We start from the raw sequence: 22,588 nt of genomic DNA, 5'->3' as shown, positions 1-22,588 counted from the left end.
TCCTTGGGTCGAAGCTCCCCCACCTTAACTGGGAAATGTTCTTCCTTCGTTCTCGACATTTCGAGATCTTATTGCTATGGCGCAATCTCCATCGCTGGATAGCTGAAGGGAAACAGAATGAATCATACCACTTCGAACGTGGTCGATCGCGAGATTACGGCGCTTCGACCCTACGCGCACAACGCGCGGACTCACTCCAAGAAACAGATCAAGCAGATCGCAGCCTCGATCGAGCGGTTCGGGTTCACCAACCCCGTGTTGGTGTCCGATGAGGGCGAGATTATTGCCGGTCATGGCAGAGTTGAAGCAGCAAAGCTGCTGCAGTGGAAACGTGTACCGACGCTGGCGCTGTCGCATCTGAGTGAAGAGGAGCGCCGCGCTTACGTGCTCGCAGACAACAAGCTGGCGCTCAATGCAGGCTGGGACAAGGAAATCCTGGCGATAGAGCTACAAGCGCTCGTGGACTGTGACTTCGACATCGAGGTTACAGGGTTCAGCCTTGCCGAGGTGGACTTCGCGCTCATCGATGCGCGTGAGGCCGATCCTGAGAATAAAGATGCACCGGAAGACGCCATCCCTGAGCTGCGGAGCGAACCGGTGACCAAGGCCGGCGACGTCTGGCAATTGGGACGTCACCGTCTTCTGTGCGGCGACACCCGCCAAACCCAGAGCCTGGACGCACTCATGGATGGGGAGAGCGCCGATCTCGTGTTCACCGATCCACCCTACAACGTCGCGATCGACGGAAACGTTTGCGGCCTCGGATCGGTCAAGCACCGCGAGTTCGCATTCGCCAGTGGAGAGATGAGTGAAAGCGAATTCACCCTCTTTCTCGCCGAGACGCTCGGAAACATGAGCCGGGTCATGCGCGACGGAGCGATTGCATTCGTCTGCATGGACTGGCGTCACATGGGTGAACTGCTTGGCGCGGGCAGCCAGGCATTTACCGAGCTCAAAAACCTTGTGGTTTGGAACAAGACAAACGGCGGCATGGGCGTCTTCTATCGTTGCAAGCATGAGCTGATCTTCGTCTTCAAGCAAGGAAACGCACAGCACACGAACAGCTTCGGTCTCGGCGAGACAGGGCGCTACCGCACCAATGTCTGGGACTATGCCGGGATCAGTTCGATCGGCGCTTCCCGATCGGCGGAGCTCGCCATGCATCCGACGGTCAAGCCGGTCGCGCTCATCGCTGATGCAATCATGGATTGCTCCAAGCGCGGTGAAATCGTGCTCGACGGGTTCGGGGGCTCGGGAAGCACGCTTATCGCGGCAGAAAAGACAGGGCGGGCAGCACGGCTCATCGAATACGATCCGCTATACTGTGACACAATAATTCGCCGTTGGGAGGCCTATACCGGCAAGCGGGCGAGCTTGACCGGCACTGGAGCTTATTTTGAGGATGTGTCCGAGGCGCGGCGCGGCGTCGATCTGGAGGCTGCGAAATGAGCGGCTCCCAAAAGAAGCAACCTTGTGACCTGCCCCAGTCCTATCGCGTAGGCTATAAGCGCCCTCCTGCCGAACACCGGTTTCGCAAGGGCCAGTCGGGCAATCCTTCGGGCCGACCCAAGGGCGCGACCAACAAACCCAAGGTCGATACCTCATTCGGGATGAAAGCGGCCGATGAGTTTCTTCGCCAGGAAGCTTACCGACCGGTCACGATCCGCGAGGGCGAAAAGCTAGTCGAGCTGCCAGCAATCCAAGCGGTATTCCGCGCGATGGGTGTCTCCGCAATGAAGGGCAACCGGTTCGCACAGAAGACCATGGCGGAGCTGGTCACCAACCTCGAACAGCGCGAACACGATCAGCGCTTCGAGCTATTCGGCAACGCTATCGACTACAAGCGCGACTGGACTGAGCGGATCAAGCATTGCGAAGAGAATGGCCTCCCGATTCCCGATCCCATTCCACATCCCGATGACATCATAGTCGATCCTCGCAATGGCGGTGTTCGGATTGAGGGGCCGCAGACCGAGGAGCAGAAAGCCCACTACGAAAAGGCCTATGCCCGCCGCGTTGAAGCACAGGAGAGCGTCTCCTATTTTGCCGACAGGTATCGTCGATCTCGAAGCGCCGAACGGAAGGCGCAGTATCTCGAGGAGTGGCATTGGGAGCAGCGGATCTTCGATATCATCAACGACTCAATGCGCGGACGACACAAGAGGAAGCTCAAGGACCGCTCGTACCGTGACGGCGCCTCGCGAGAGGGTGAGACGCTAATGGCCTATATCGAGGATCGCAAGAAGCGCCCGCCCGAGCGGAAATGGGGAGATATCGTGGGAGATTGAGTTCGGCCGTCCGGAGAACCGACTGCGCGTGCGAAAGCGGAATCTGTAGTTCCCCAAGGTGGCTGGTTCGCCAATTGCGTGCTTCGCTCGCATCTGGCCCGAAAGCCGACATTCCGTGCGTACCTATTTCGACGCGTTTGCGTTCCCACTCCGGCCAATCATTGGCCGAGGAGAAATGCTATGGGATACTCGCAATATGATCCTGCAATGCAGGATCGAGCACCTTGGAACGCAGGGAAGAAGGTCAAAACAAAACGCTCTTTGCCCCAAAAGAAAATCTGGGCAGCGCGCTTTTTTCTCGAACGCGAGAGATGTGTCAGAGATCATGCGCTGTTTGTCTCGGCGCGCAGGATGATGTGCGGGTGGCTGTCGGAATGCACTAGGCATGGCGCTCCATCGTGAGCGAGCCAGCCCTTGGGCGGGCGACCGTCGAAGCGGCGCGGCGATCGGCGTCGAACCATCGCCACCGATTGCCACGTCCCGCGGCCAGTAGGAAAGCGCGAATTCAGCGCGGCGGAGAAACCGCCATATCGGAGCAATCTGCCACCACCGCGCCTGATCACTCCAATCGCGGTGGCGGATGGCGTTCCCCGACCGGTATTCCCATGGGGCGGGGCGCCTCGTCGAAATCCGGTAGCGGGACCGCCCGCACGAAATAGGTTCGCATCGCTGAATAGGCCGAATCCGACAGACGCACCCAGGTGCGGCGCTCGTCGTTCCCATCGGGTTCGCGGATGACCAGTCCACGTTCCGACAGCAATTTCAGGTGGCGAAGCGCGGTTGTCGGAGGGGCACGTGCCGCGAGGCAGGCGCTCGACACAGAGGTGTCCTCGCCCCGCACCTGATAGCGGAAGAGATCCAGCAATATGTACCATGCCGGGTCGCGGAAGATATCCGCTCCAAAGAAGCGATCGCGGAGATCTGCTGCTCGGTTGATGAGTTTGACTTGCTCGTTGAACCACTGGGCCGAGCGCCGTCTCCCGGTGGGGCTATAGTCTTCGACGTCGCCGCCGACCCATCGCGGAGAGGCTGCCATGCATTCGTCTTTTTGCAGCTCGGACACGAGGAGTTGGGTTAGCCGCTTGATGCGGCGATTGCGCTGGTTCATCGCGCCGCCTCCGCGATCAGAGTGTGTCCGAAACTCCTCTCGCCCTGCGCGTCCGGTTCGCCAAGAGGCATGCGATGATCAGCACACCCAGCTGGGGATAGAAAGGTGCGCGCGAAAGCACCGGGTAAACGATGTTGAGCATCTCGGTGTCGATCGCGCGGAGCGCGTGCGACATCGTGGCGATGACCTGCAGGGCTGCCAGCCACATCGGCCATTTCCGGTTCGCGCTGAGAGCAAGGGCGATGATGCCTGCGAGCATCGCGCCATCGAGTAGTAAATGCCATACATCCACCTCGTGATAGATGCTGCCGCGCAGGAGGGCGTGGAACAGCCGATCGGCGAGAAGCGCTCCAACCATGATCGCGACCCCCGTGCGTTCGGGTTGCCCTCCGCGCCACAGCGAAAGAAGCACCGCCAGCACGAGCAGGCCGTATTGGATTTCCATCCTCATGCCGTCGCGCTGACAGGCTGGTTACGTTGGGTCAATCATGCCTTCTGGAGTTCATCGTCCGACGCGGCCAGATCCGTGGCGCGCCCCGACGCCACGCCGGTCGCGGGCCAGGGACAGTCTTCCTCGTCCGGCGCGAGCCCGCGCGTTTGGCCGATCTGCCTCGCCTTGCTGTGCGCATGCCGGAGCTCACCTTGCGCCTTGATGAGATGAGTTATCGAATTTCCCAGGGCAAGGATGCCTCGTTGTCCTTCGCCCGCCGGGAGCTGGAGGACGACGCGCGACCTTGCACATTCGGCGAGCAAGGTCGCCGTATCCGCGAGCGCCGTATCGGCGGATGCCTCGGCTTTCCGTAGAAGGCTTCCGACTTTTGTTGCGATAACGTTTTGTTCGATCATCATCAGCTCCCGTTTCCTGTTCCTGAACCGGGATCTGCAACCCTATCGCTGGAAGGCGCTTTCCAACCCTGCCGCCACGCCCAGCAAGATCACCAGGAGCAGGGATATTTTTAGCGCCAGGTTGAAGATGATCTTCAACCGATCGCGGGTCCCCAGCTGGTGAGCTTCAAATCCCGGTGCCGGGTCGAAGAATTCGAGGCTTCGAGTCCAGAAGGTCTCCTCCCTCAACGGCCTTGCAGCTTGCGCCGCCCGGCCGAAATCCGCGTCCGGCACCACCGGTGTTGCGGCATTGCCAGGCGATCGGGGAACTGGGATCGGCTTGCATGGTGAATTTTCACAGGCTCTCGATAGCCATCGCGCCGCTTCAGTTCGGCGCACGCCACCCAGTTTCCGCCTCGCGGCGTCGATCCGCTGATCGACGGCACTCGGGCTGATGTTAAGGATCCGGGCTATCTCTTTCGAGGAAAGGTTGTCGGCCACCAGCAGAAGCGCTTCGCGTTCTTTCTCCGTTAGGTAATCCAACCCCTCCATCCGCGGAGCGATACCCTCTGCGGCTCAACTTGGGAACAGGATCGAAGAAAAAGTCCGAATTCGATATTTTTCTGCTTCAAGGGGATTATTCGGCGGGCGGCGTATCCGCGCTGCGAGGGCAATCTTTTCGAACTGCGTCTCCGTCATCCCAATCCCGGCGATAGATTGCATTGCCGGTGGCGAGCTGGTGGCACGACAGATTTACGCCGTTTGCGTAAATCACTCCCAGCGTATGGCCATAACAATCGATAACGACGCGCCGGATCGACAACGCACCGCGCATCGCAGCGCGCAGGCTTTCGGTCGATTCCACCGGGTCGCTAGGCGCGCATTGTCGCCCCGGGCGGCAGCGCCCGGCGTTCTCGGGAGCATCGATACCCACGATCCGCGTATTGTCCGCAATCGGGTCGTTAGCCGACAGGCGGCTTTTGACGAGATTCGTCCGAAACTTGGCGTTCCCCGGCCCCCGCCGCCTGACTATCTTCGCCCGGACATTGCAGCCATTGCTCGCCTCGCGCGCAAATCCCTCCATAAGAAAAAGCGGGAACGGTCCCTGCCGTCCCCGCCCCATTTCTTTGAAGTCGCTCCGACGCTAAAACTGCAGGTTGATGTCGATCATCGCGCGATCATTGCGACTCGCGACATCACCGGTTGTGATCTCGTAGCCCGCACCGATGCTGAGGCGGCCATTGTCGAGGCGGAACCCGCCGCGCACTTCGCCCCATTCGGTCGCCCCACCTGCCAGCGGCAGCACGAAACCGTATTCGGGTGCGGCGGCGAAGCGAACTTCTATTCCGCTGGTGCTGTCGCTCAGCAGCTGGACGTAATCGGCCGAGACATGCGGCACGAAGGTCCAGCCCTCGCCGGCATTGCGCGTGCCGCCGAAGGCGAACCCGGTGCGTGCTTCGAACTTTTCGATCACAAGACCTTCGATCGCCAGCGCGGCCTCGCCGCCCTTCTCCTCGAACCCGCTGATCGCCATACGATCGTAGCCTACGCGGATGCGCGGGGTGACCGCGAGACCATTGCCGAGGCCCAATTGCTGGCCGATCTCGGCGGTCGCCGAGAGGCGGTTGGTGCGGGTAGTCCCGCCGAGCGCCAGCAGTTGACGACCGTCGCTGGTCCCGCGGATCGTGTCCGCGCGACCGTTTTCGGCCGAACCGATTACCCCGACATAGGCACCGTCGCCGGCACTGTAGACCGTATATACCGAGGCTTGCATCAGCTCGGTATCGGCGCGATCCATGCCCGGCATGCTCGAGGCCTCGCTAAAGGCTGCCGCGGTGCCAAGTGTGATCCCTCCGGCGACCTGCATCTCCACACCCGAAGCAAACCAGCTGCCGCCCTGCGAGGCATTCAGCCGATCGCTGGCCCCGTAAACGTTGGTGCTCGACATGCGCCCGCTGGACACGAAGCCGCTTACCCCCTCGCCCATCGCGAGCGGGGCGTTGTCCATCGGTGCGAGGTCGGAGAAGCCGTGAACGAAAGCGTTGTCGCCCTGGCGGACCAACATCCGGGCATCGCCAGTAACGCTCAGGCCCTGGGCCTGGCCGGTGCCGATCAGCGCCATGCGTTCAAACAGGTTGGCCCCCAATATGCGGCTCTGATTGTCGAGCAGCGAACGGGTTTCGCCCATCACCCGCGGGGTTAGCGCATCGAGCGTCTGGGCCAGCTGCGTCGAGCCCATCAGGTCGATATTGCCGTAGAGGTTGTAAAGATTGGCGTAGGATCCCGCCCGCAGCTGGTCGAGCGCCGTGGCGAATGCCGCCGCCTGTGCCGAGGAGGTGCCGATGTGGGTTTTGAGGCTACCCGCGCGCAATTCGGCGTTGACGGTGTAGTCGCCATAGGTCAGCTCGGGACGCAGCACGCCCTGGAAGCTGTAGATCTTGTTCGGATCGAAAGTGCCGAGAACCCCGCCGGTGGTGCTGATGATGTCGAACTTGTCGCCATGCCGCGGGGCCGCGCTGTCGGTCAGCTTGTTGAATACCAGCGCCGCGTTGGAGATCGACAGGATCCCGGAATTGAACTCGTCGCCGACGATCTTGAGCTGGTCGGCGGCGCCGCGCCGGGCATCGATGAACAGCGCCGAACCCGATGCGAGGATCATGTCGCCCTGGATCGTGAGTGTGCCGATCCGGTCGCCGCCGCCCGGCGCGACGATGCCCTGCACCAGGGTGAGGAAGGTCGGGTCGAAGGTCCCGCTGCCGGTCAGCAGGCCCGAAACGATCAGCGCCTCGTCGGTGGTGAGGCGCCCGTCGACATTAAGCCAGCCCGAGCCCTGCGTGAAATCGGTCCACACCTTCAGCGCGCCGCTGGCGGCGATGTCGAGCTGGGCCTTGCCGTCGATCACGAGGCGATCGATCGTCGCGGCTTGCGACAGCGTCGTCCTGCCGGCCTCGCGCAGCGTGACGTCGTAATAGCGCGCGTTTCTGTGCTTGGTCACATCGGCCGAGTTCACCGGCTCGACATTGTCGGGCACGAAATTGGTCGAACCGGGGCCGGAGAGGGTCACGTAGCTGTCGGAGCCGTCGCCATCGGCGGTCGGCGTGCCCGTCAGCGTGGTGCAGTTCTGGTTGAGATAGCACACCGTGCCGAATCGGTCGGTGCCCCCGTCGGCGCCGACCTGCGCATGGTTCGGCAGCGCGTTGAGGAGCTTTCCGTCTGGGCCGATGATCGCATAGTTCGGGTCCATATCCTGCACCCAGTGCAGCGGATCGAACCAATTGCCATTGCCCGCCTTGGCCGAAGCGTAGACATAGGGGTTGTTCTGGACGATCTGCTCCCAAAACGCGAACAGCGGCGGGTAGACGTTCATCTGCCCGTAGGTCGAAATCCCGCCATTGTAGCTGATCGACCCGGTCAGCACGCCGACCACGACCGGCTTATCGAAGCGCTGGTCAGCGATCAGCGGGCCGCCGGAATCGCCGCCCGCGGTCGAGCCTTCGCGCGGCAGCGCCTTGCCCCCGGGCCCGCCGAGCACGTTGAAGTCGTAATAGCCGTTATTGCGGCCCGAACCCGCAGTGTTGCGGAAGAAGTTTGCCGGCAGGTTGGCCGCATCGAAATCGGGATCGTCGAAATCGGTCCAGTAGATCGCGTGCTGCATCGCCAGGCGGGTGGTCGAGTTCGGGCCGGCGATCGCGGGCGTGGTGTTCTGATCGTTCCAGCTCATCAGCGCGTCGATCATGTTCTCGGCCGAGCGGCGGCGATAGTCGATCCCCGCGAGGTTACCGATGCCGGACAGCCCGACGCCCGCGCCGCCATAGCCGGTGATGACCGCGTGGGTCGGCCCGTCGAGCGGCGAGAATAGCAGCGTCCAGGTCGGCACGCCCTTGACGTGCATGTCGAGCGTGACGAGTGCGATGTCGGCATTGGCGAACTCGCCCAGTCCGCCCAGCGCGACCGGCTGCGCGCCCGTCAGGTAGAACACCTGGTTGCCGTTGTAGATATTGTGCGCCGCCTGGCTGCGGAAGCCGCTGTCGCGCCATTTCTCGTAGGCACCCTGCCCCACCGCGCAGCCGTTCACCGTCACGCCGAGGCAGCGGTTGGTCGAGTTGAAGCCAAAGCTGATCGGGACGCCGGTCGTCTGGCCGTAGACCTGCGCGATGGTGCCGTAGGTCGGCGCGCCCTCGCCCGTCTGGCTACCATAGGCTGTGGCGGCGGTGTTGTGGACGCAGTGCGCCGCGGTGATCACGGTGCGCGGGTTGATCAACGTGCCGGTGCAGACGCCGAGGCTCGCCCCGGTCGAGCTGGTCTGCGAGAACACGATCATTTGGCCGACGCCGTTGACGCCCGGCTCGTCGAGCACCTCGGCCGAGTTCGCGTAGTTCGCCCCGGTCGAGGCGCTGCCCGGCCCCGGCGGCACGGTGTGGTTGGTGACGATATGCTCGTCGCTGCCGTCATCGTCGACGATCTGCTGGGCATGGGCGGAGTTCGCTGCGAAGGCGGGCAGCGAGCAAACGAGCAACAGCGATTGGCGGAGCGATAGGCGCATCGAAGATCCCCTCAGGCGGAGCAGCGGACCCCTCGCCCGCATCCACTCCCGATGCGCGTGAAATAGCGTATCGCGTTCATTCAGGGGTAACAAAAAAACACATATAGTAAAAATATCGCAGCATAAGTTCCGTGAAACCGCAGAATTGCGTCAACTCATTTCGCACTTTTTGAATTATGCTTCAGGTCGTTCTAGGCCAAAGACAACGCGAATACTATGATCTAAGTTAACGGCAAGACGTTACCTTTAGTTCAATCCGCTACAGCGGCTGCGGCGAATCAGCCACACACCGTCCGTCGAGGCCATGAAAGCATCCTCGCGGCAGCGTTCAGGCATGCGATCGCACGCCGGTGCTTATGAGGTGGAGCCAAGGCGGGGCTGATGCCCGCCACCCGGCAGCGCCCGCCATGCTGGCGTTCGACCCACAACGCCATCGCCTACAGCTCCTGATCGCGCGTGATCGTCACTGTATGAACCAAGCCGGTGCGACGCCCAAAGACGCTCACTGAATCAACAGCACCAAGAAAAACGTAAAGGAGAATGTCACCGGAACGATGCGGCATCCACCTCTGTCGATCGCATCAGTAGCCGGATCCTAAATCTATTTGTGTCGCGCGTGGCTTAATTCTATTTGGCTACCACCCGGTTAGATCCGGTCGACATTGACGCGCTTTCGGGCGTTTCGTGTCCTTCATAGGTTAACGTCTATGTTAGATGCGATTGCGCCGCTCGCGGCAGACCTGCTTCCCTTCATCCTGGTTGGATTTGCCGCGCAGATCATCGATGGGGCGCTGGGCATGGCCTTCGGGGTCATTACCCAGACCACGCTCGTCAGCCTGATGGGCCTCCCACCGGCAACCGCATCTGCAAGCGTGCATCTCGTCGAGGTGTTTACGACGGGCACCTCCGGAGCAAGCCACCTCTGGCGAAAAAATATCGATTGGCCACTCTTCTGGCGTTTGGTGCCTGCCGGCGTGACCGCTGGCGTGCTTGGCGCGTATGTCCTGTCGAGCGTCGATGCTTCTGCAGCGAAGCCGTTCGTCATGATCTATCTCGCTGCCATCGGTCTCTTCCTGTTCTACAAGGCGATCTTTTTCGGTCGCTGGCCACGCTTCAAGGATCCGCGGTTCACGCGGCCGCTCGCGTTCATCGGTGGTTTCCTCGACAGTGCGGGCGGGGGCGGATGGGGCCCGGTTGTCACCTCTAACCTGCTGGTCCAGGGCGGTGACCCCCGCACGATGATCGGGACCGTCAACACCGCGGAATTCCTACTGACCTTGGCGGTGTCGGTTACGTTCCTCATTACGCTCGGTGCTTCGGCTTTCAGCGAAGCCGTGATCGGTTTGATTATCGGCGGCGTCGTTGCGGCGCCGATCGGGGCGATCCTTGCCAGCCGTATTAATGCCCGCGCGCTGTTGTTCATGGTCGCCACGGTCCTGACGGCGACCAGCCTTTTCGCCGTAGTCAGACACTGGCTCATCTAAGCGGCGACACTCTTGAAAAGGGCGGAAAGGCCTATCATTCATGGACACCAATTTGGCGGCAGTGCTTTGTCTCGCCTTCATAATTAATGCTATCGGCGCGCTGGCCTATGCCGCGCGTATCGCGGGCGTACGAACCGGTCGGATCGCGATGAGCTTCGCGCTCTTCAACGTGCTGCTACTGGTTTCGCGCCTGTCGAACGGTTTCCTCGCGCCGCTGGTGGCGAAGCGCGTCGAAAATGGACTGGCCGCACAGGCCACCGTGCACTTGGAGACGGATTTCCGGCTGATTCTGCTGGCGGCCTTTCTCGGTGTGCTGTTCGGCCTCGTGCTCGTCCCGACGGCGCAGCGCCTTTTCGCGCGGGCGATCGCCGCGGTGCAGCCAAGGCAGTCCCTGGCCAAAACGTTGCTGCGCGGCATTTCACCCGGCGGGTTGCGGATGCTGCGAACTTCGATTTCGATCCCGGCACGCGCATCGATTGGCAAGGCAAAGCCGCATGAGCTGACGTGGAGCATGCTAACCGCGAACTGCGTGGCACAAGCATTGCTCGTGGTCGGCGTGTTTGCCTCGCTCTATGCCGGGCATCTGGACCCCGACTACCGCGTCACCGCATCACAATTGTCAGCGGTCGTGAACGGCTTCGCCACGATCTTGTTGTTCCTTTTCATCGACCCACACCTATCGGTTCTCACCGATGACGTGGTGGATGGAAACCTTTCCGAACCGAACTTCCGGCGCGTGATCGCCTGGATCTCGCTCAGTAGGCTAGCAGGGACGCTTCTGGCGCAGGTCCTATTCCTGCCCGCCGCCATCGCGATCGCGTGGCTCGCAAATTTGATCTGAAAATACTGGTCACGTTCCGCGAACCAGACCTTACGCTCGCGGCACCGCGCCGTTTCGCCCCTCGCCCTCCCATTGGATTCCGCACCTGCTTCGGTCCATCAGATCACACAGGGCGCAATGAGGCCTTCCTCAACCGCATAAAAATCGCGTGGATGTCTCGGTTGGCGGTTTGGGCTACATGCCGAACTTGAATTTCGAGGATTTTGGGATTGCGAATGAACGATCAGATTATGCGACGTGCAGCGTTCGATTTGCTCATTTTCCTGGCGGCTGTGGGTGGCACCTACGCGGCGCAGCAGGCTGATCGTCCCATCACGGCGGTCCTGATCTTTCTCACTGGCGTTATCTTGATCGCCTTTCGGTCCGGCCTGACGAGTGCACTGATCGCAGCTGTCACCGCTTCTTGTGTATACAATTTCTTCCTCAGTGAACCTGCATACCGGTTTGGAATTACAACGGTAGATGAGGCGGTGCCTCTGTTGGCTTTCAACACCGCTGCGATCCTGGCCGGTGCACTGGTCGGGCGGTTAAGAGACTCCGCTCTGAAAGCCTATAACGCCCAATCCGAGACAGCATTCCTGCTCACGATAAGCGATCGCTTGCAGTCAGCGGTAAGGCTGCGTGAGGTCGAAGAGGCGATCCGAGGGATAATTCCGCGCCAAGGGGTCAATTCGGTCGAGATATTCCTCGCGAAGGGTAACAGCTACGTTCGTCCATCGAACGATGAAATCGAACTCGATAAACTCGATCCCTTCCTCGAAGAAGCGGAGCCGAACCACAAGGCGAGTAAGCCAGTGTTCCTTGAATTGACGGGCGCGCGCGGAGCACTCGGATTGGTGAAGTTTCGACTGGCCGATGGAGCAGCCGACCGCAGCCTGATGTCAAATCTCAAATCAATCACGGCTTTGCTGGCGCTCGCGATCGAACGCTGCCTCCTGCTGGACGAAGCAGCAGAGGCCAAAGCGGCTAGAAGAAGCGAGTTGCTCAAGGATGCTCTGCTATCGTCTGTCTCACACGATCTTCGCACGCCGTTGACCGTTATTCAGGCAGCCGCGGGGGCACTTCAATCAGGCGAATTGCATCTTGGCGAAGATGATCGCCGAAAATTCCTTGGCAATATCTTGGACCAGTGCGCGCGGCTTGATCGCTATACGTCCGAACTGCTCGATGTGGGACAGATTCAATCGGGAATTGCCGAGGATCAGCTCGAGATCGTTGATTTCAATGAAATCGTCCGCCTAGCGATGAAGCATGCGAAGTCCGTGCATCCCGAGCTGTCCTTCAAACGAATAATGCCATCGGCCCCTACGCTCGTGCGCGCAAACGGTGCGATGCTGGAGCAGGCGATTTATAATGTCATCGACAACGCCCAGAAATTTGGTGGTCAAAACGGACCGGTGATGATTGACTTATCGTGCAGTGAGGATCGAGTTATACTATCGGTCACCGATGACGGGCCGGGAATCTGCGAGCATGAACGGCCTCATGTGTTCACACGCTTCTTCAAAGGAGGAGAGGACAGTTCGAAGAGCGGGATGGGGCTCGGGTTGTTTATCGCCAAAGGCTTTATCGAGGCTTTCTCGGGCACGGTGGCGATCGAGTCCCCGATCGACTGCGGAAAGGGCGCTCGGCTGATCATTAAGCTGCCTCTCGTGCAGTCAGCCGACCTGGCGGCGGCATAGTGAACATCCTGATCATCGATGATGAGCCGTCGATTATTGAGACGCTTCGACCGGTCCTCGCATCAATTGGGCATGAGGTAATCGCCGCCAATGATGGCGCACAAGCCCTGAGGGCAATCGAGAGCGCGGCCTTAGATCTGGTCTTACTCGACCTGGGTCTGCCTGACACTGATGGCTGCGATCTCATTGCGCCCATCAAAATGACGGCCAAGTCGAGCCTCATCGTCATTTCCGCCCGACATCTCGAAAAGGACAAGGTGAGAGCGCTCGACCTGGGCGCAGACGACTATGTCGATAAGCCGTTCGGGCTGGGCGAATTGCTTGCGCGCATAAGGGGCATCGAGCGACGCAGAGCGGAAATCACCGGCTCACAGGTCAAACGATACGCCTCGGATGAGCTGGTGGTCGATCTCGCAACCCGCGAAGTGATCTTGATGGACGAACCGATCCACCTCTCACCAAAGGAATTTGCACTGTTCGAATTGCTCGTGCGCAATTCAGGGCAGGTTGTCACCCAGCGCCAAATGATGATTGCAGGCTGGGCCAGCCCGATCGTCGATGGGCAATACCTCCGCAGCTACATGGCCATGTTGCGGGAGAAGTTGGAAGCAGACCCGTCAGACCCCGAATTGATCCTTACGGAGCCAGGCGTCGGGTATCGTCTTGCTCGAGTTTTGGAGCCGGAAGCTTAACGACTTGTAGTCGGCAAGCTGCCCCAGGGGGGGATGCTATGGAAGCAGGCAGGCCTGCCGACTACTACTCGTTGTCGAGGAGCTAGGAGGGTCGATCGCTCCAGACACCTTTCTTCTAACAAGAGAAATCGGACCCGGTTAGTATGGGCTTTTTATGCGCCGTGTGAAAATCTCATACTAACACAGCGGAGGCTCCGCGCTCTAGGTCGGTCATCACATAATAGAGAGATTGACCGAATTGGAGTTTCCTGCCGATGTCACGTTCGTCCACAACGCTTCTCCTAATGACCGCAGCCTTGGCTGTCTCGGCCTGCTCAAAGAAGCCTCCCGAGGCTCTTCCCCCAGTTCCCGGCCCCACGCAGGAGCAGCTAGGATCCGAGGCTCGAAGTGGGTCGATCATTCCAGGAAGTCAGGCCGATTTCATCCAGCAGATGGCTGGACAGGATGCGATCTACTTCGACACCGACCGTTTTAACATCGACACCGTCGACGCCCAGGCACTTCAAAGCCAAGCCCAATGGCTGATGCGTTATCCGAACAAGCGCGTCACGATCGAAGGCCATGCCGACGAGCGCGGAACGCGCGAATACAATCTCGCTCTCGGCGAGCGACGCGCCAACGCTGCTAAGAATTACCTCGTTTCGCTCGGGATCGACGCATCGCGATTGAGAACGGTTAGCTACGGCAAGGAGCGGCCCAAGGCGATCGGGAGCAATGAGGCATCCTGGGCGCAAAACCGAAGAGCCGTGACTGTGACCATCGACTGAGAAGCTAGCGAGCGAAATTGGGTTTGAAGCAGGGGCTCTGAAAGGAAGTGTATGAGACGAACTGCCTCAGAACCCCGCCCCGACACAGACGAATTTATTCGTCGACAAGACCGCTTCCTACGCGTGTCGCTCGCCTTTTTGGCTTTAGCATTCTTCACGAGCGTTTTGGTCGGGTTCAGTGTCGCGGCTTCGTCTCGTGCAGCGAGCCCGCTCGAAATGTCAAATTGAGGCGGGGAAGTTAGCTCATGCCATTCAAGGTTACTTTCGAGCCCCGCTTTTGGCCCAATCTAAGAAACCGATCGAACCTACTTGTAGTTTCGGTGATCACAGTCTTACTCGCTGGCTGCACAAATGTCGCTTCCTTCAAATCTGTCGGCGCTGGGGGTGTCACTCTCGTGTCACTACCATCTGAGCGTGATCTCCCATCGGAGCCTTCATTGCTTAGGCAGCTTCAAGAGCGGACGTTCAAAAATCCGAAAGCCATTATATTCGGAAGCGTGATCAATACACTCGCAGATCTGGGTTTTCGTGTTACCGTAGCAGACAAGCAATCGGGCTTCATAACCGCGGCGGGCGGTGGACAAGACCACATTGTCGTAGGATTTCGAGGTTTATCGCGCGAGAGCGATGTTCCAGCGGTGTCGATATTCATGGAGGAGCGGGGCACCGAAATAACGGTCGTAAGGGCAATTTTCGCGCAATCCACACTGTCGCCCGCTGGAGGTCGAACGGGCGAGCAGATCATTAAAGAACCCGCTGCCTACGACAGTTTCTTCGATCGGCTTGTGCGTGAAATCAACCTCGCTTCTCACCTCAGCTCCTTAGAAGAAAACGCAGTTTTTGTCGCTTCCGACCTAGGGTCAGATGCGACACATTCACACATGCTGGAGCATGCTGAAGGCTCGCTCCACAATTGACCGACCTCCCAACCGACTATTCCCAAGAAATCACCCCATCAGCCGGTCGCCAAGTCGCAGGTCTGATTAGGTGGTCGTGGGAAATTTGAACGGACTTGATCTCGGCTTCGATTTGTCGCCGCGGTTGCGCGATTTTTGGGGGGCTTACTAGCCACTTTTAGACACGGCTCGCTTGCACGACGTCAGCATAAGCATCAGGCGTGGGCGATCGTCAGCAACCGGGTCGTCAGCCGACCTACTGCTTTTGCACGTTTCAGGCGCTTTCCCGCCATTCCGCTTACGACCCGGTTGCTGCCATCGGCTGCTTGCGCGATGGTGCCCCGGTGAAAGCAGTTTTCTACGCTATTGCGCTGGTCACGGGCGCAGCATGTTCGCAGGAGCAAGCCTCTGAACAAGAGCTAATCATGCGCGCAATCGAGTCGGCGGTGCAACTTCCCGCCGCTGCCGAGCCACTAGAAGAATACTCCCGCAACTATGCCTTGCGACCCGACGGCAAGGTGATTGGCGTTTATGTCCTTCCAAGTCCGGCAGAGGCGCGAGTGGGCGACGTTGGCTGCGAAGTCATGCTCGAAAACTTCGAGTCGCGGCCATGCACGGACGCCGAAGAGGAAGAAATCGCTGGCCGAGAAAAAGCTACTGCGGACCTGTTTGGTCAGGCTAATCAGTCGCGCTGGTTTGACAATCACCGCGACTTGCCAATGATGGACGACGGCGGGTGCAATCTGATTGTGATTATCTTCGATCCGCAGTCGCAGCTTATTCAAAGCACAAAGTGCAACGGTGAAGCCTGACGGCAGCTAACCACCCAGTTCGTGACAGCATCACCACGCGTATGGCGTGCCAAGGAGCCGACGGTCGGCTAACGACCCATTCCGGACATGCCTCACGCCCTTGGGAAAACATACCAACCGTCCAATCGAACATAGCGCCACCTAGGCCATTCGGAACAATAATCATTGCGCTGGTGTTCTTGATGCTATCGGCTCAGGCAATCTGGCCCTAGCCGAATAAGAGCATGGAGAGACCACATGGTTCGTTGGGCAATTATTTTGGCTGTCATCGCGCTCATTGCTGCGTTGCTTGGCTTTGGCGGTATTGCTGGCCTTACTGCGGACATCGCTGTAATTCTGCTTATTGTAGCCGCAGTGCTCTTCGTCGTCGGATTCTTCCTCGGTCGACGACCAAAGGTCTAAGCAGAGAAGCCTTTCCGCGAAACGATTGCTGCAAACATCTGTGACGACAGAAACGTCTCGCGTCTAACGACGCGTTGACAATTCTTCTCTGCACCGCGCGGGGAAGGAACAAAACCAGACCAGCCGCTAACGACCCATTACCGCCGTCAGCCCGACCGGCGGCGGTTCGCCGCCGCGGTCAACGGCTTTGAACAGGCGGGCAAAGTTCGGCCAGCATGGCGCGGTGGTCGGAGCCGTTGTCCGGCAGGATCTCGAATGACTGCAGCCGCAGTCGGCCCTTGAGCATCAGCTGGTCCAGCGGCCAGCCAAGAAGGAGCAGGTCGGCTGGGAAAGTAGGGTAGGTCCCGCGCCCAATCCGCGGATCGTGCCAGTCGCCGGTTTCGCGAAACTTCGTCGTTGTGCGCGACCATGGCACGTCGTTGAAATCGCCCATCACGAAGGCGTCGGGAAGCCGATCCGGGGTTTGAGTTCCGGCGTTTACGATATTCTCGTCGCGTCGCTCGGTGTTCCAGCCGGGCAGGGGTGGCTTTGGATGAAGCCCGATGAACTCGATCGGCGGCCAGCCCTCGGGTTGCACCGTCGCGTAGAGCGTCGGCGTGTCGCGATAGGTGTTCTCGACGACGTTCGACCTGAGGACGGGCAGGCGCGTAGCGAAGACCAGGCCGAATGCTTCGGGCTGCGGGTGCTTCTGCACGTTGCCATAGCGGGCGAGCACCGGTTCGAGTTCGGACATCCAGCGCTGGTCGGTCTCCATCAGGAACAGCAGGTCGGGATCGTAGCGCCGCAGCTGGGCGGCGAGCATGTCATACTGCTCGTTCTTCACCTTCACATTGACCGACATGGCCGTAAAGCAGGGGGGATCGCCGGGCGCAGCCGAGGCCTGCGCAAGATCGAGCTCGGTCTCTGCAAGTGCCGAATAGGGCCAGACTCGCCACACATTGATTGCAATCACCGCGCCCAGCATGGCGACCGTGACCCAGCGCCAGCGCGACCCGATCAACAACGCGGCGAAAAAGAGCAGCGCCGCGAGATAGGCGATAGGCTCGCGGACCAGGTCGATCGTCCGGATGAACCACGCATCGCTGGGTATCAGCGACGCCAGGACGCCAACGAACAGCAGGGCTGCAAACCCGGAGAGGACGGCGGCGATGGTTTTCATGGCATCCCTTTCTCGATGGAGCACCGGACGACACATCACGCGTGCTGCCAACGTCGAGCCATTGAATTAGACGGATAGGGATGGCGCCCGGTTCCTGTAACGAGTGTGCCTGCGTGGCTGATCGCGACGCGAGTTGCGCCAAATGTTCTGACGACGGACGATATGCGGCTTCAACGCACAATCCCGAAAGCGATATGTCGATTGTAGCCATCTGGCCGCCAGAAGCGGAAAGTCGCAAAACGACCCGGTTGCGGACGTTGCTGGTGGCGCTAGACTGGAACCATGCGGAGTGGAAATCTCGTTGTCGTCGGAGCGTTCATGCTCTCGGCATGTAGCAGTCCCGAGGCGGACACATTAGTCACCGACTTCGAGTCAAGCGCGTCGGGCGATCTGCTGGCGACCTGCATTAGCCAGAATTATGAGGCTGCATTCCCTCGCTTCTTCCCTGACGAAGAAGGCACTTCACAGCGCGTGTTTAAGACCTACGACGGCATCACAGTGGCAATCGTAGATGGAGCCGAAAGGCGGCGGATCACAGTTTCATCGCCGCAGGCTCTCACATCAAATCAGGCAGACTATATTCGCAGCTGCATCGCCATGTCTGAAGCCGCCTAACGTCCGTTTTCCACCCAGTTCGTGACAGCGTCACCAAGCGTATCGCGTGCCAGGAGCCGACCGTCGGCTAACGACCCGATTGCAGACATTGCCAGCCACATTCGCGGAGCCATTTGTTTTGCTCGTCGCGCAATTGTGGCAAGATACCCCTGTAAGATAGCGTCTGGTGACTTAGCAGACTTCTGTGGTTAGCTTAGCTCCATGATGCTCTCTGCCTTTGCGGTATCGCTAGCAGCGATGACCCCCATAGAAACAACGAAGTCACCAAATGACGTGGCTCCGCGAACTAACTGCGCGGAAGAGATGGCCACCTTGGCCGCCGCCCTGAAAGCGGTATCTGCCTCACATACACTAGAACAGAGAGGTCAACTGGACGAGGCGGAGTTAGTCCTGAGATCGGGCCTTGAATGCCACGGACAGGACTTCGAACGCGACTTAGCTGCTGCCGAATTATTGCACGATCGATTGTTCAACTTATTGATCGAGCGCGCGAAATATGAAGACGCGCGCCTCCTAGCCGAAGCCTGGCAGAGACGAGCGGAGGAACTGGCGAGGCAAGAAAAAGGCAACTGGAAGGCGGTTCGAAATGCAGGCGCGCGGCTCGGCGTCGCACATCTTATGAAAGGCGAATATCGACAGGCCGACCGGGAGTTCCCAAGCATACAAAGTCTCTACCGGCTTGACGATCCCCGATACCACTATTTTGAGCTTTTCCGGAAGCTTGCAAAGCGAGGTGTCCGAGATGGTCAGGGATTTTATTGGGATGAGCAGGCGTTTGCCAATCGGGTCGTGAACTTTACAGCCAATCAGCATGCGTCACATAAAGAGTACGTCAACTACTCTATAAAACTTCTACACTTGCTGCATGACATCGAGGATTATGATAACGTAATCCGTCTTTCCGATGTTCTCTTGTCTCAATACGCTCAAAGCAGTCTCCCGCTCGACGTACAATACTTTCAAATAGTTGCGGAAAAAGCCGGTGCGCTTGCTGCGCTGTCGCGGCCCGAAGAAGCGCTTGTCCTACTCGACCAAGCAAATTCGAACCTCGCGAACATGCTTCCCGCCAATAGTCCAGCTCGCGCGCGAGCAGCCTTATTGGATGGGAAAACATACTTGCTACAAGGCAATACACCTGCGGCCGAGGAAAGCCTTCTTCAATCCTACCGCCTGGCCTCCGTGATCTATGGTCCGACGCATCCACGCGTCGGCACGCCGGTTTCAATAATCGCCCAGATTTACCTCGCTCAGCGAAAGTTGGAAGTCGTGGAAACCTATGTCGATGCGGCTGAAAAGGCTTTCGCAACCAGACCACCAGGCCCGATCTCTGGGTATGACAATTTTCTTTTCACAAACATTGTACTTCGTTTCTTGCAGTCGGACTACGACAAAGTTAAAACCTATAGCCTTACATACGGCAAAAATAGATCTCCCGGCAACTTGGGGCTTAAACGAATTGAATTTATAAACGCACTATCAGAGATCGCCTCAACGATTTTAAGGACATCCTCTCTCTATAATACAGAAAACTTAGCGCATTCTAGTTTTCGGCAATATCGATATCGCTACGATTTTGATAGAGATGCCATCGCCCGCTGGTGGGCCTTGCTTCTCGAATGGGCTGGAGATCGGTGGCAGGAGAGAGAAACTGAAGATAGAAGGGTCTTCACCGTCACGCGCCGAAATGCCTATCGCATCTACGGTGATGCCTATCGCTTGCTTGAAGAGATGGAGCGACCGGGCTCACCGGACCGACTTCGACTGTCGCTCAAAATGTCCGAACTTCTCGCCCAAGTTGGTTATGATAACGTTGGTCCTCTTCCTTACACCCTAGCGAAGCAGTTGGTCGAAGGCGGTGTCGACGCGATCAACTTTACCGATAGCTACGACGAAGAAGACCTTGAGCGTACAGCGCTTAGTCGGCCCGTGTTCACCGCGGCGGTTCGCAATCTCTACGCGATGTCGTCCGTCGACGGCGACTAGACCTCGATCCGCTTAGCATCGAGCATTCCCCTACCTCCGCCAAGTTTCGCTACAGAGTATTGCGAAGGTTCTAACGGCAGGTTTCCACCCATTTTGCGACGCGGACACCGAGCTAGCGATGTGCCAGGAGCGGACCGACCGAAAACGACCCGATTGCGGACTGTCCGGTTTGGGCTGAATTTCCCTAGAAATTGCTATGCTGCCAATGGCTCGACATCGCGCTTACCGGTTCCGAATCCGATAAGCGCCATCGCTATTTCTGAGGTCAACGCGTGGGGGAAGCGTTTAAAGGACCCAGATCTTCTGATGCGCCGACGTTGAGTTCCATTCCCCAAAGGATAGCCCATGCCGGATTTGGCCCTGTTTTACGACCATGCGGAATGGCTCATACCTTTGCAGCGAGTGCTCGATGCGAGGGGTGTTGAGTATGTCGATATCGATGTCGCGGGTCATTGCTTTGATCCTGCCCACATAGCTCCGCCGGCGCCGATCATTTTCAATCGCATCTCGATGTCGAGTTTCAAGCGAACGGCGGACCATCCCATTTTCTATGCCGACGCATTGCTTGGAGCGTGGGAGCGAGCGGGAGCGAGGATCATCAATGGTGGCGAAGCTTTCGCGATCGATCATAACAAAGCGCGGCAGCTCGAAATTATCGCAAGCCTAGGCCTGAAGGCCCCGGATACCCGCGTCGTCCGCCGCCGCGAGGACATCGCCGCCGCTGCGCAGACAATCGGCTTCCCGCTACTCGTCAAGGGTAATATCGGCGGCGCAGGGGCGGGCATCGTTCGCTTCGACAGCGCTTCGGAACTCAAGGAAACTGCCCTGCCCGACAGCATCGACAAGGTCTGGCTCGTCCAAGGCTACCATACGCCGCAAAATGGCCACATCATTCGCTTCGAATTCATTGGCGAGACGTTTGTCTATGCCATCGCAGTGGACGGCGGCGGACAATTCGACCTTTGTCCTGCCGATGCCTGTGTCAGCACGCCTGGGAAGCCGGTCGTGACGATGACAAAGTTCGAGCCTTCGGAAGAGCAGATCGAAGCCGCCCGGTCGCTATTGCGCGCCGCTGGCATCGATGTAGGGGGCTGCGAGGCTCTGATTGACCAGGCAACCGGCGAGCTCATTTTCTATGACATCAACGCGTTTTCGAACTTCGCGGCCAACGCGGTCGAACTGCTGGGGTTCGATCCTCATGAACAGTTGGCGGATATGCTCGAGGCCGAGATCACCGTGCTGAAGGAGACCGCGTAGTGCGCTATGGATATTGGATGCCGGTTTTCGGAGGCTGGCTGCGCAACGTCGAAGACGAAGGGATGGAAGCGAGCTTCGATTATGTGAAGCGCCTCGCCATCAATGCAGAACGCATCGGCTTCGATCTGACACTGATTGCCGAGCTCTACCTCAACGACATCAAGGGGGTGGATGCGCCTGCACTTGATGCCTGGTCGACTGCTGCAGCTCTCGCCGCGCTCACCGAACGACAGGAGCTGATGGTGGCAGTGCGGCCCAATTTTCATCAGCCGGGCCCCTTCGCCAAGACCTCTGCCAATATCGACCGCATTGCCAATGGGCGACTGTCGCTCAACGTTGTGTCCAGCTGGTGGGCGCGCGAGGCAGAAATGTTCGGACTGGACTTCGACCAGCACGACGACCGCTATGCGCGCACGTCGGAATGGATCGATGTCGTGGAGGGGCTATGGAGCGGGGAACCCTTTTCCTACGACGGTGACATCTATTCGACGAACGAAGCCCGGGTCGTTCCTTCGCCCGTGCGCAAGCCGCCGCTCTATGCGGGCGGAGAGAGCGAGGCAGCCAAGTCGCTCATCGCCGAAAAGTGCGACGCTTACGTCATGCATGGGGATGACCCGGACGTAGTCGCATCAAAGATCGCCGACATGACGGAGCGGCGCGTAACGGCTGAGCGCGAACCGCTATCCTTCGGAATGGCGGGTTTCGTCATCGTTCGAGACAGCGAAGCGGAAGCGCAGGCTGAGCTCGATCGGATACTCGAAATGAAAGATGTCCCGCCCGGCTACGACAATTTCGATCAATGGCTGGCTGGGACCGAGCTCGAGCGCGAGTTGAAAATCCGGGAATACGCGGTGTCCAATCGCGGCCTGCGTCCAAACCTTATCGGCACTCCCGAGCAGGTGCGCCAACGCATCGCGGATTTCGAAGGTGCCGGCGTAGATCTTCTATTGCTGCAATTTAGTCCGCAATTTGAGGAGATGGAGCGCTTCTCTGCCCAAGTGATGCGGCACACTTAATGATAGCCTGCTGATCGCACAAACTGGCCTGCAGCGATTCTGGATAGTGGCATTCTATGCCCTCCCCTGTTGGGACCAATTCAGCCTGGCCCTAAGGCGACATTTCTTTTCGCATTCGCAGGTCCGCTTTCCACCCAATTGCGGGCATTCAGGTGCAATGTGAGCCCCAGAGTGCGGACAGTCTAAAATGTGTCAAAAAACGGACGTTCTGCATTTTA

21 protein-coding genes are annotated in these 22,588 nt (G+C 59.0%); 14 read left to right on the top strand and 7 right to left on the bottom strand.

What is annotated here, in order from left to right:
* Positions 1–117 precede the first annotated feature (117 nt).
* Together T8S45_RS01200 and T8S45_RS01195 are read left to right on the top strand one after the other, a co-directional pair.
* A complete protein-coding gene (locus tag T8S45_RS01200; protein ID WP_322294372.1) occupies positions 118–1,449 on the top strand; it encodes a site-specific DNA-methyltransferase in 1,332 nt (443 codons plus the stop codon).
* Positions 1,446–2,288 (top strand): DUF5681 domain-containing protein, encoded by an 843-nt coding sequence (locus T8S45_RS01195; protein ID WP_322294371.1) that lies wholly within the window; start codon positions 1,446–1,448, stop codon positions 2,286–2,288. Before T8S45_RS01200 ends, T8S45_RS01195 begins: the two co-directional genes overlap by 4 nt.
* A 559-nt stretch (positions 2,289–2,847) precedes the next feature.
* On the opposite strand, the gene T8S45_RS01190 is transcribed toward T8S45_RS01195, so the two are convergent.
* The 6 genes from T8S45_RS01190 to T8S45_RS01165 all read right to left on the bottom strand — a co-directional run bounded on the left by T8S45_RS01190 (position 2,848) and on the right by T8S45_RS01165 (position 8,764).
* Positions 2,848–3,396, bottom strand: a complete 549-nt coding sequence (locus T8S45_RS01190) for a MarR family transcriptional regulator (RefSeq protein WP_322294370.1) — start codon at positions 3,394–3,396, stop codon at positions 2,848–2,850.
* Positions 3,397–3,412: 16 nt separating this feature from the next.
* A complete protein-coding gene (locus T8S45_RS01185) occupies positions 3,413–3,847 on the bottom strand; it encodes a hypothetical protein (RefSeq protein WP_322294369.1) in 435 nt (144 codons plus the stop codon).
* Between the two features lie 35 nt (positions 3,848–3,882).
* Positions 3,883–4,245 carry a hypothetical protein gene (locus tag T8S45_RS01180; RefSeq protein WP_322294368.1) on the bottom strand — a complete coding sequence of 121 codons (363 nt, stop codon included), beginning with the start codon at positions 4,243–4,245 and terminating at the stop codon, positions 3,883–3,885.
* A 39-nt stretch (positions 4,246–4,284) separates the two neighbouring features.
* Complete coding sequence (locus T8S45_RS01175) at positions 4,285–4,773, bottom strand: response regulator transcription factor (protein ID WP_322294367.1); 489 nt, start codon at positions 4,771–4,773, stop codon at positions 4,285–4,287.
* A gap of 85 nt (positions 4,774–4,858) precedes the next feature.
* Positions 4,859–5,086, bottom strand: coding sequence for a hypothetical protein (locus tag T8S45_RS01170; RefSeq protein ID WP_322294366.1), 228 nt, complete (start codon positions 5,084–5,086; stop codon positions 4,859–4,861).
* Between the two features lie 279 nt (positions 5,087–5,365).
* Positions 5,366–8,764, bottom strand: a complete 3,399-nt coding sequence (locus T8S45_RS01165) for an autotransporter family protein (RefSeq protein WP_322294365.1) — start codon at positions 8,762–8,764, stop codon at positions 5,366–5,368.
* Between the two features lie 707 nt (positions 8,765–9,471).
* Between T8S45_RS01165 and T8S45_RS01160 the strand changes: the two genes are divergently transcribed.
* From T8S45_RS01160 to T8S45_RS01125, 8 genes are all read left to right on the top strand, one after another.
* Positions 9,472–10,248: a sulfite exporter TauE/SafE family protein gene (locus tag T8S45_RS01160; RefSeq protein ID WP_322294364.1), complete on the top strand. Its 777-nt coding sequence runs from the start codon at positions 9,472–9,474 to the stop codon at positions 10,246–10,248.
* A 40-nt stretch (positions 10,249–10,288) separates the two neighbouring features.
* Positions 10,289–11,089 carry a lipid II flippase Amj family protein gene (locus T8S45_RS01155; RefSeq protein ID WP_322294363.1) on the top strand — a complete coding sequence of 267 codons (801 nt, stop codon included), beginning with the start codon at positions 10,289–10,291 and terminating at the stop codon, positions 11,087–11,089.
* A gap of 215 nt (positions 11,090–11,304) precedes the next feature.
* Positions 11,305–12,771 (top strand): sensor histidine kinase, encoded by a 1,467-nt coding sequence (locus tag T8S45_RS01150; protein ID WP_322294362.1) that lies wholly within the window; start codon positions 11,305–11,307, stop codon positions 12,769–12,771.
* Entirely contained in the window at positions 12,771–13,463 is a 693-nt protein-coding gene (locus T8S45_RS01145) for a response regulator (protein WP_322294361.1), read from the top strand. The genes T8S45_RS01150 and T8S45_RS01145 overlap by 1 nt, the downstream gene beginning before the upstream one ends.
* A gap of 284 nt (positions 13,464–13,747) precedes the next feature.
* Positions 13,748–14,230: a peptidoglycan-associated lipoprotein Pal gene (gene pal / locus T8S45_RS01140; RefSeq protein WP_322294360.1), complete on the top strand. Its 483-nt coding sequence runs from the start codon at positions 13,748–13,750 to the stop codon at positions 14,228–14,230.
* 497 nt (positions 14,231–14,727) lie between these two features.
* Positions 14,728–15,147, top strand: coding sequence for a hypothetical protein (locus T8S45_RS01135; protein ID WP_322294359.1), 420 nt, complete (start codon positions 14,728–14,730; stop codon positions 15,145–15,147).
* 200 nt (positions 15,148–15,347) lie between these two features.
* Entirely contained in the window at positions 15,348–15,938 is a 591-nt protein-coding gene (locus T8S45_RS01130; RefSeq protein WP_322294358.1) for a hypothetical protein, read from the top strand.
* A 237-nt stretch (positions 15,939–16,175) separates the two neighbouring features.
* Positions 16,176–16,340 carry a DUF1328 domain-containing protein gene (locus T8S45_RS01125; RefSeq protein WP_322294357.1) on the top strand — a complete coding sequence of 55 codons (165 nt, stop codon included), beginning with the start codon at positions 16,176–16,178 and terminating at the stop codon, positions 16,338–16,340.
* A gap of 178 nt (positions 16,341–16,518) precedes the next feature.
* On the opposite strand, the gene T8S45_RS01120 is transcribed toward T8S45_RS01125, so the two are convergent.
* Complete coding sequence (locus T8S45_RS01120) at positions 16,519–17,499, bottom strand: endonuclease/exonuclease/phosphatase family protein (protein WP_322294356.1); 981 nt, start codon at positions 17,497–17,499, stop codon at positions 16,519–16,521.
* Between the two features lie 282 nt (positions 17,500–17,781).
* Here T8S45_RS01120 and T8S45_RS01115 point away from each other — a divergent pair, with 282 nt between their 5' ends.
* From T8S45_RS01115 to T8S45_RS01100, 4 genes are all read left to right on the top strand, one after another.
* The gene (locus tag T8S45_RS01115; protein WP_322294355.1) at positions 17,782–18,114 is read left to right on the top strand and encodes a hypothetical protein; all 333 of its coding nucleotides are present in this window, start codon (positions 17,782–17,784) and stop codon (positions 18,112–18,114) included.
* A 201-nt stretch (positions 18,115–18,315) separates the two neighbouring features.
* Positions 18,316–20,097, top strand: a complete 1,782-nt coding sequence (locus tag T8S45_RS01110) for a hypothetical protein (protein WP_322294354.1) — start codon at positions 18,316–18,318, stop codon at positions 20,095–20,097.
* Positions 20,098–20,442: 345 nt separating this feature from the next.
* Positions 20,443–21,354, top strand: coding sequence for an ATP-grasp domain-containing protein (locus T8S45_RS01105; protein WP_322294353.1), 912 nt, complete (start codon positions 20,443–20,445; stop codon positions 21,352–21,354).
* Entirely contained in the window at positions 21,354–22,370 is a 1,017-nt protein-coding gene (locus tag T8S45_RS01100) for an LLM class flavin-dependent oxidoreductase (RefSeq protein ID WP_322294352.1), read from the top strand. Before T8S45_RS01105 ends, T8S45_RS01100 begins: the two co-directional genes overlap by 1 nt.
* Positions 22,371–22,588: the final 218 nt, after the last annotated feature.

Source organism: Pseudoblastomonas marina, assembly GCF_034374265.1.
Classification (GTDB): Bacteria; Pseudomonadota; Alphaproteobacteria; order Sphingomonadales; family Sphingomonadaceae; genus Alteriqipengyuania_A; species Alteriqipengyuania_A marina.
Note: the sequence above shows the minus strand (reverse complement) of the source record. Positions and strands in the feature narration are given on the sequence as shown.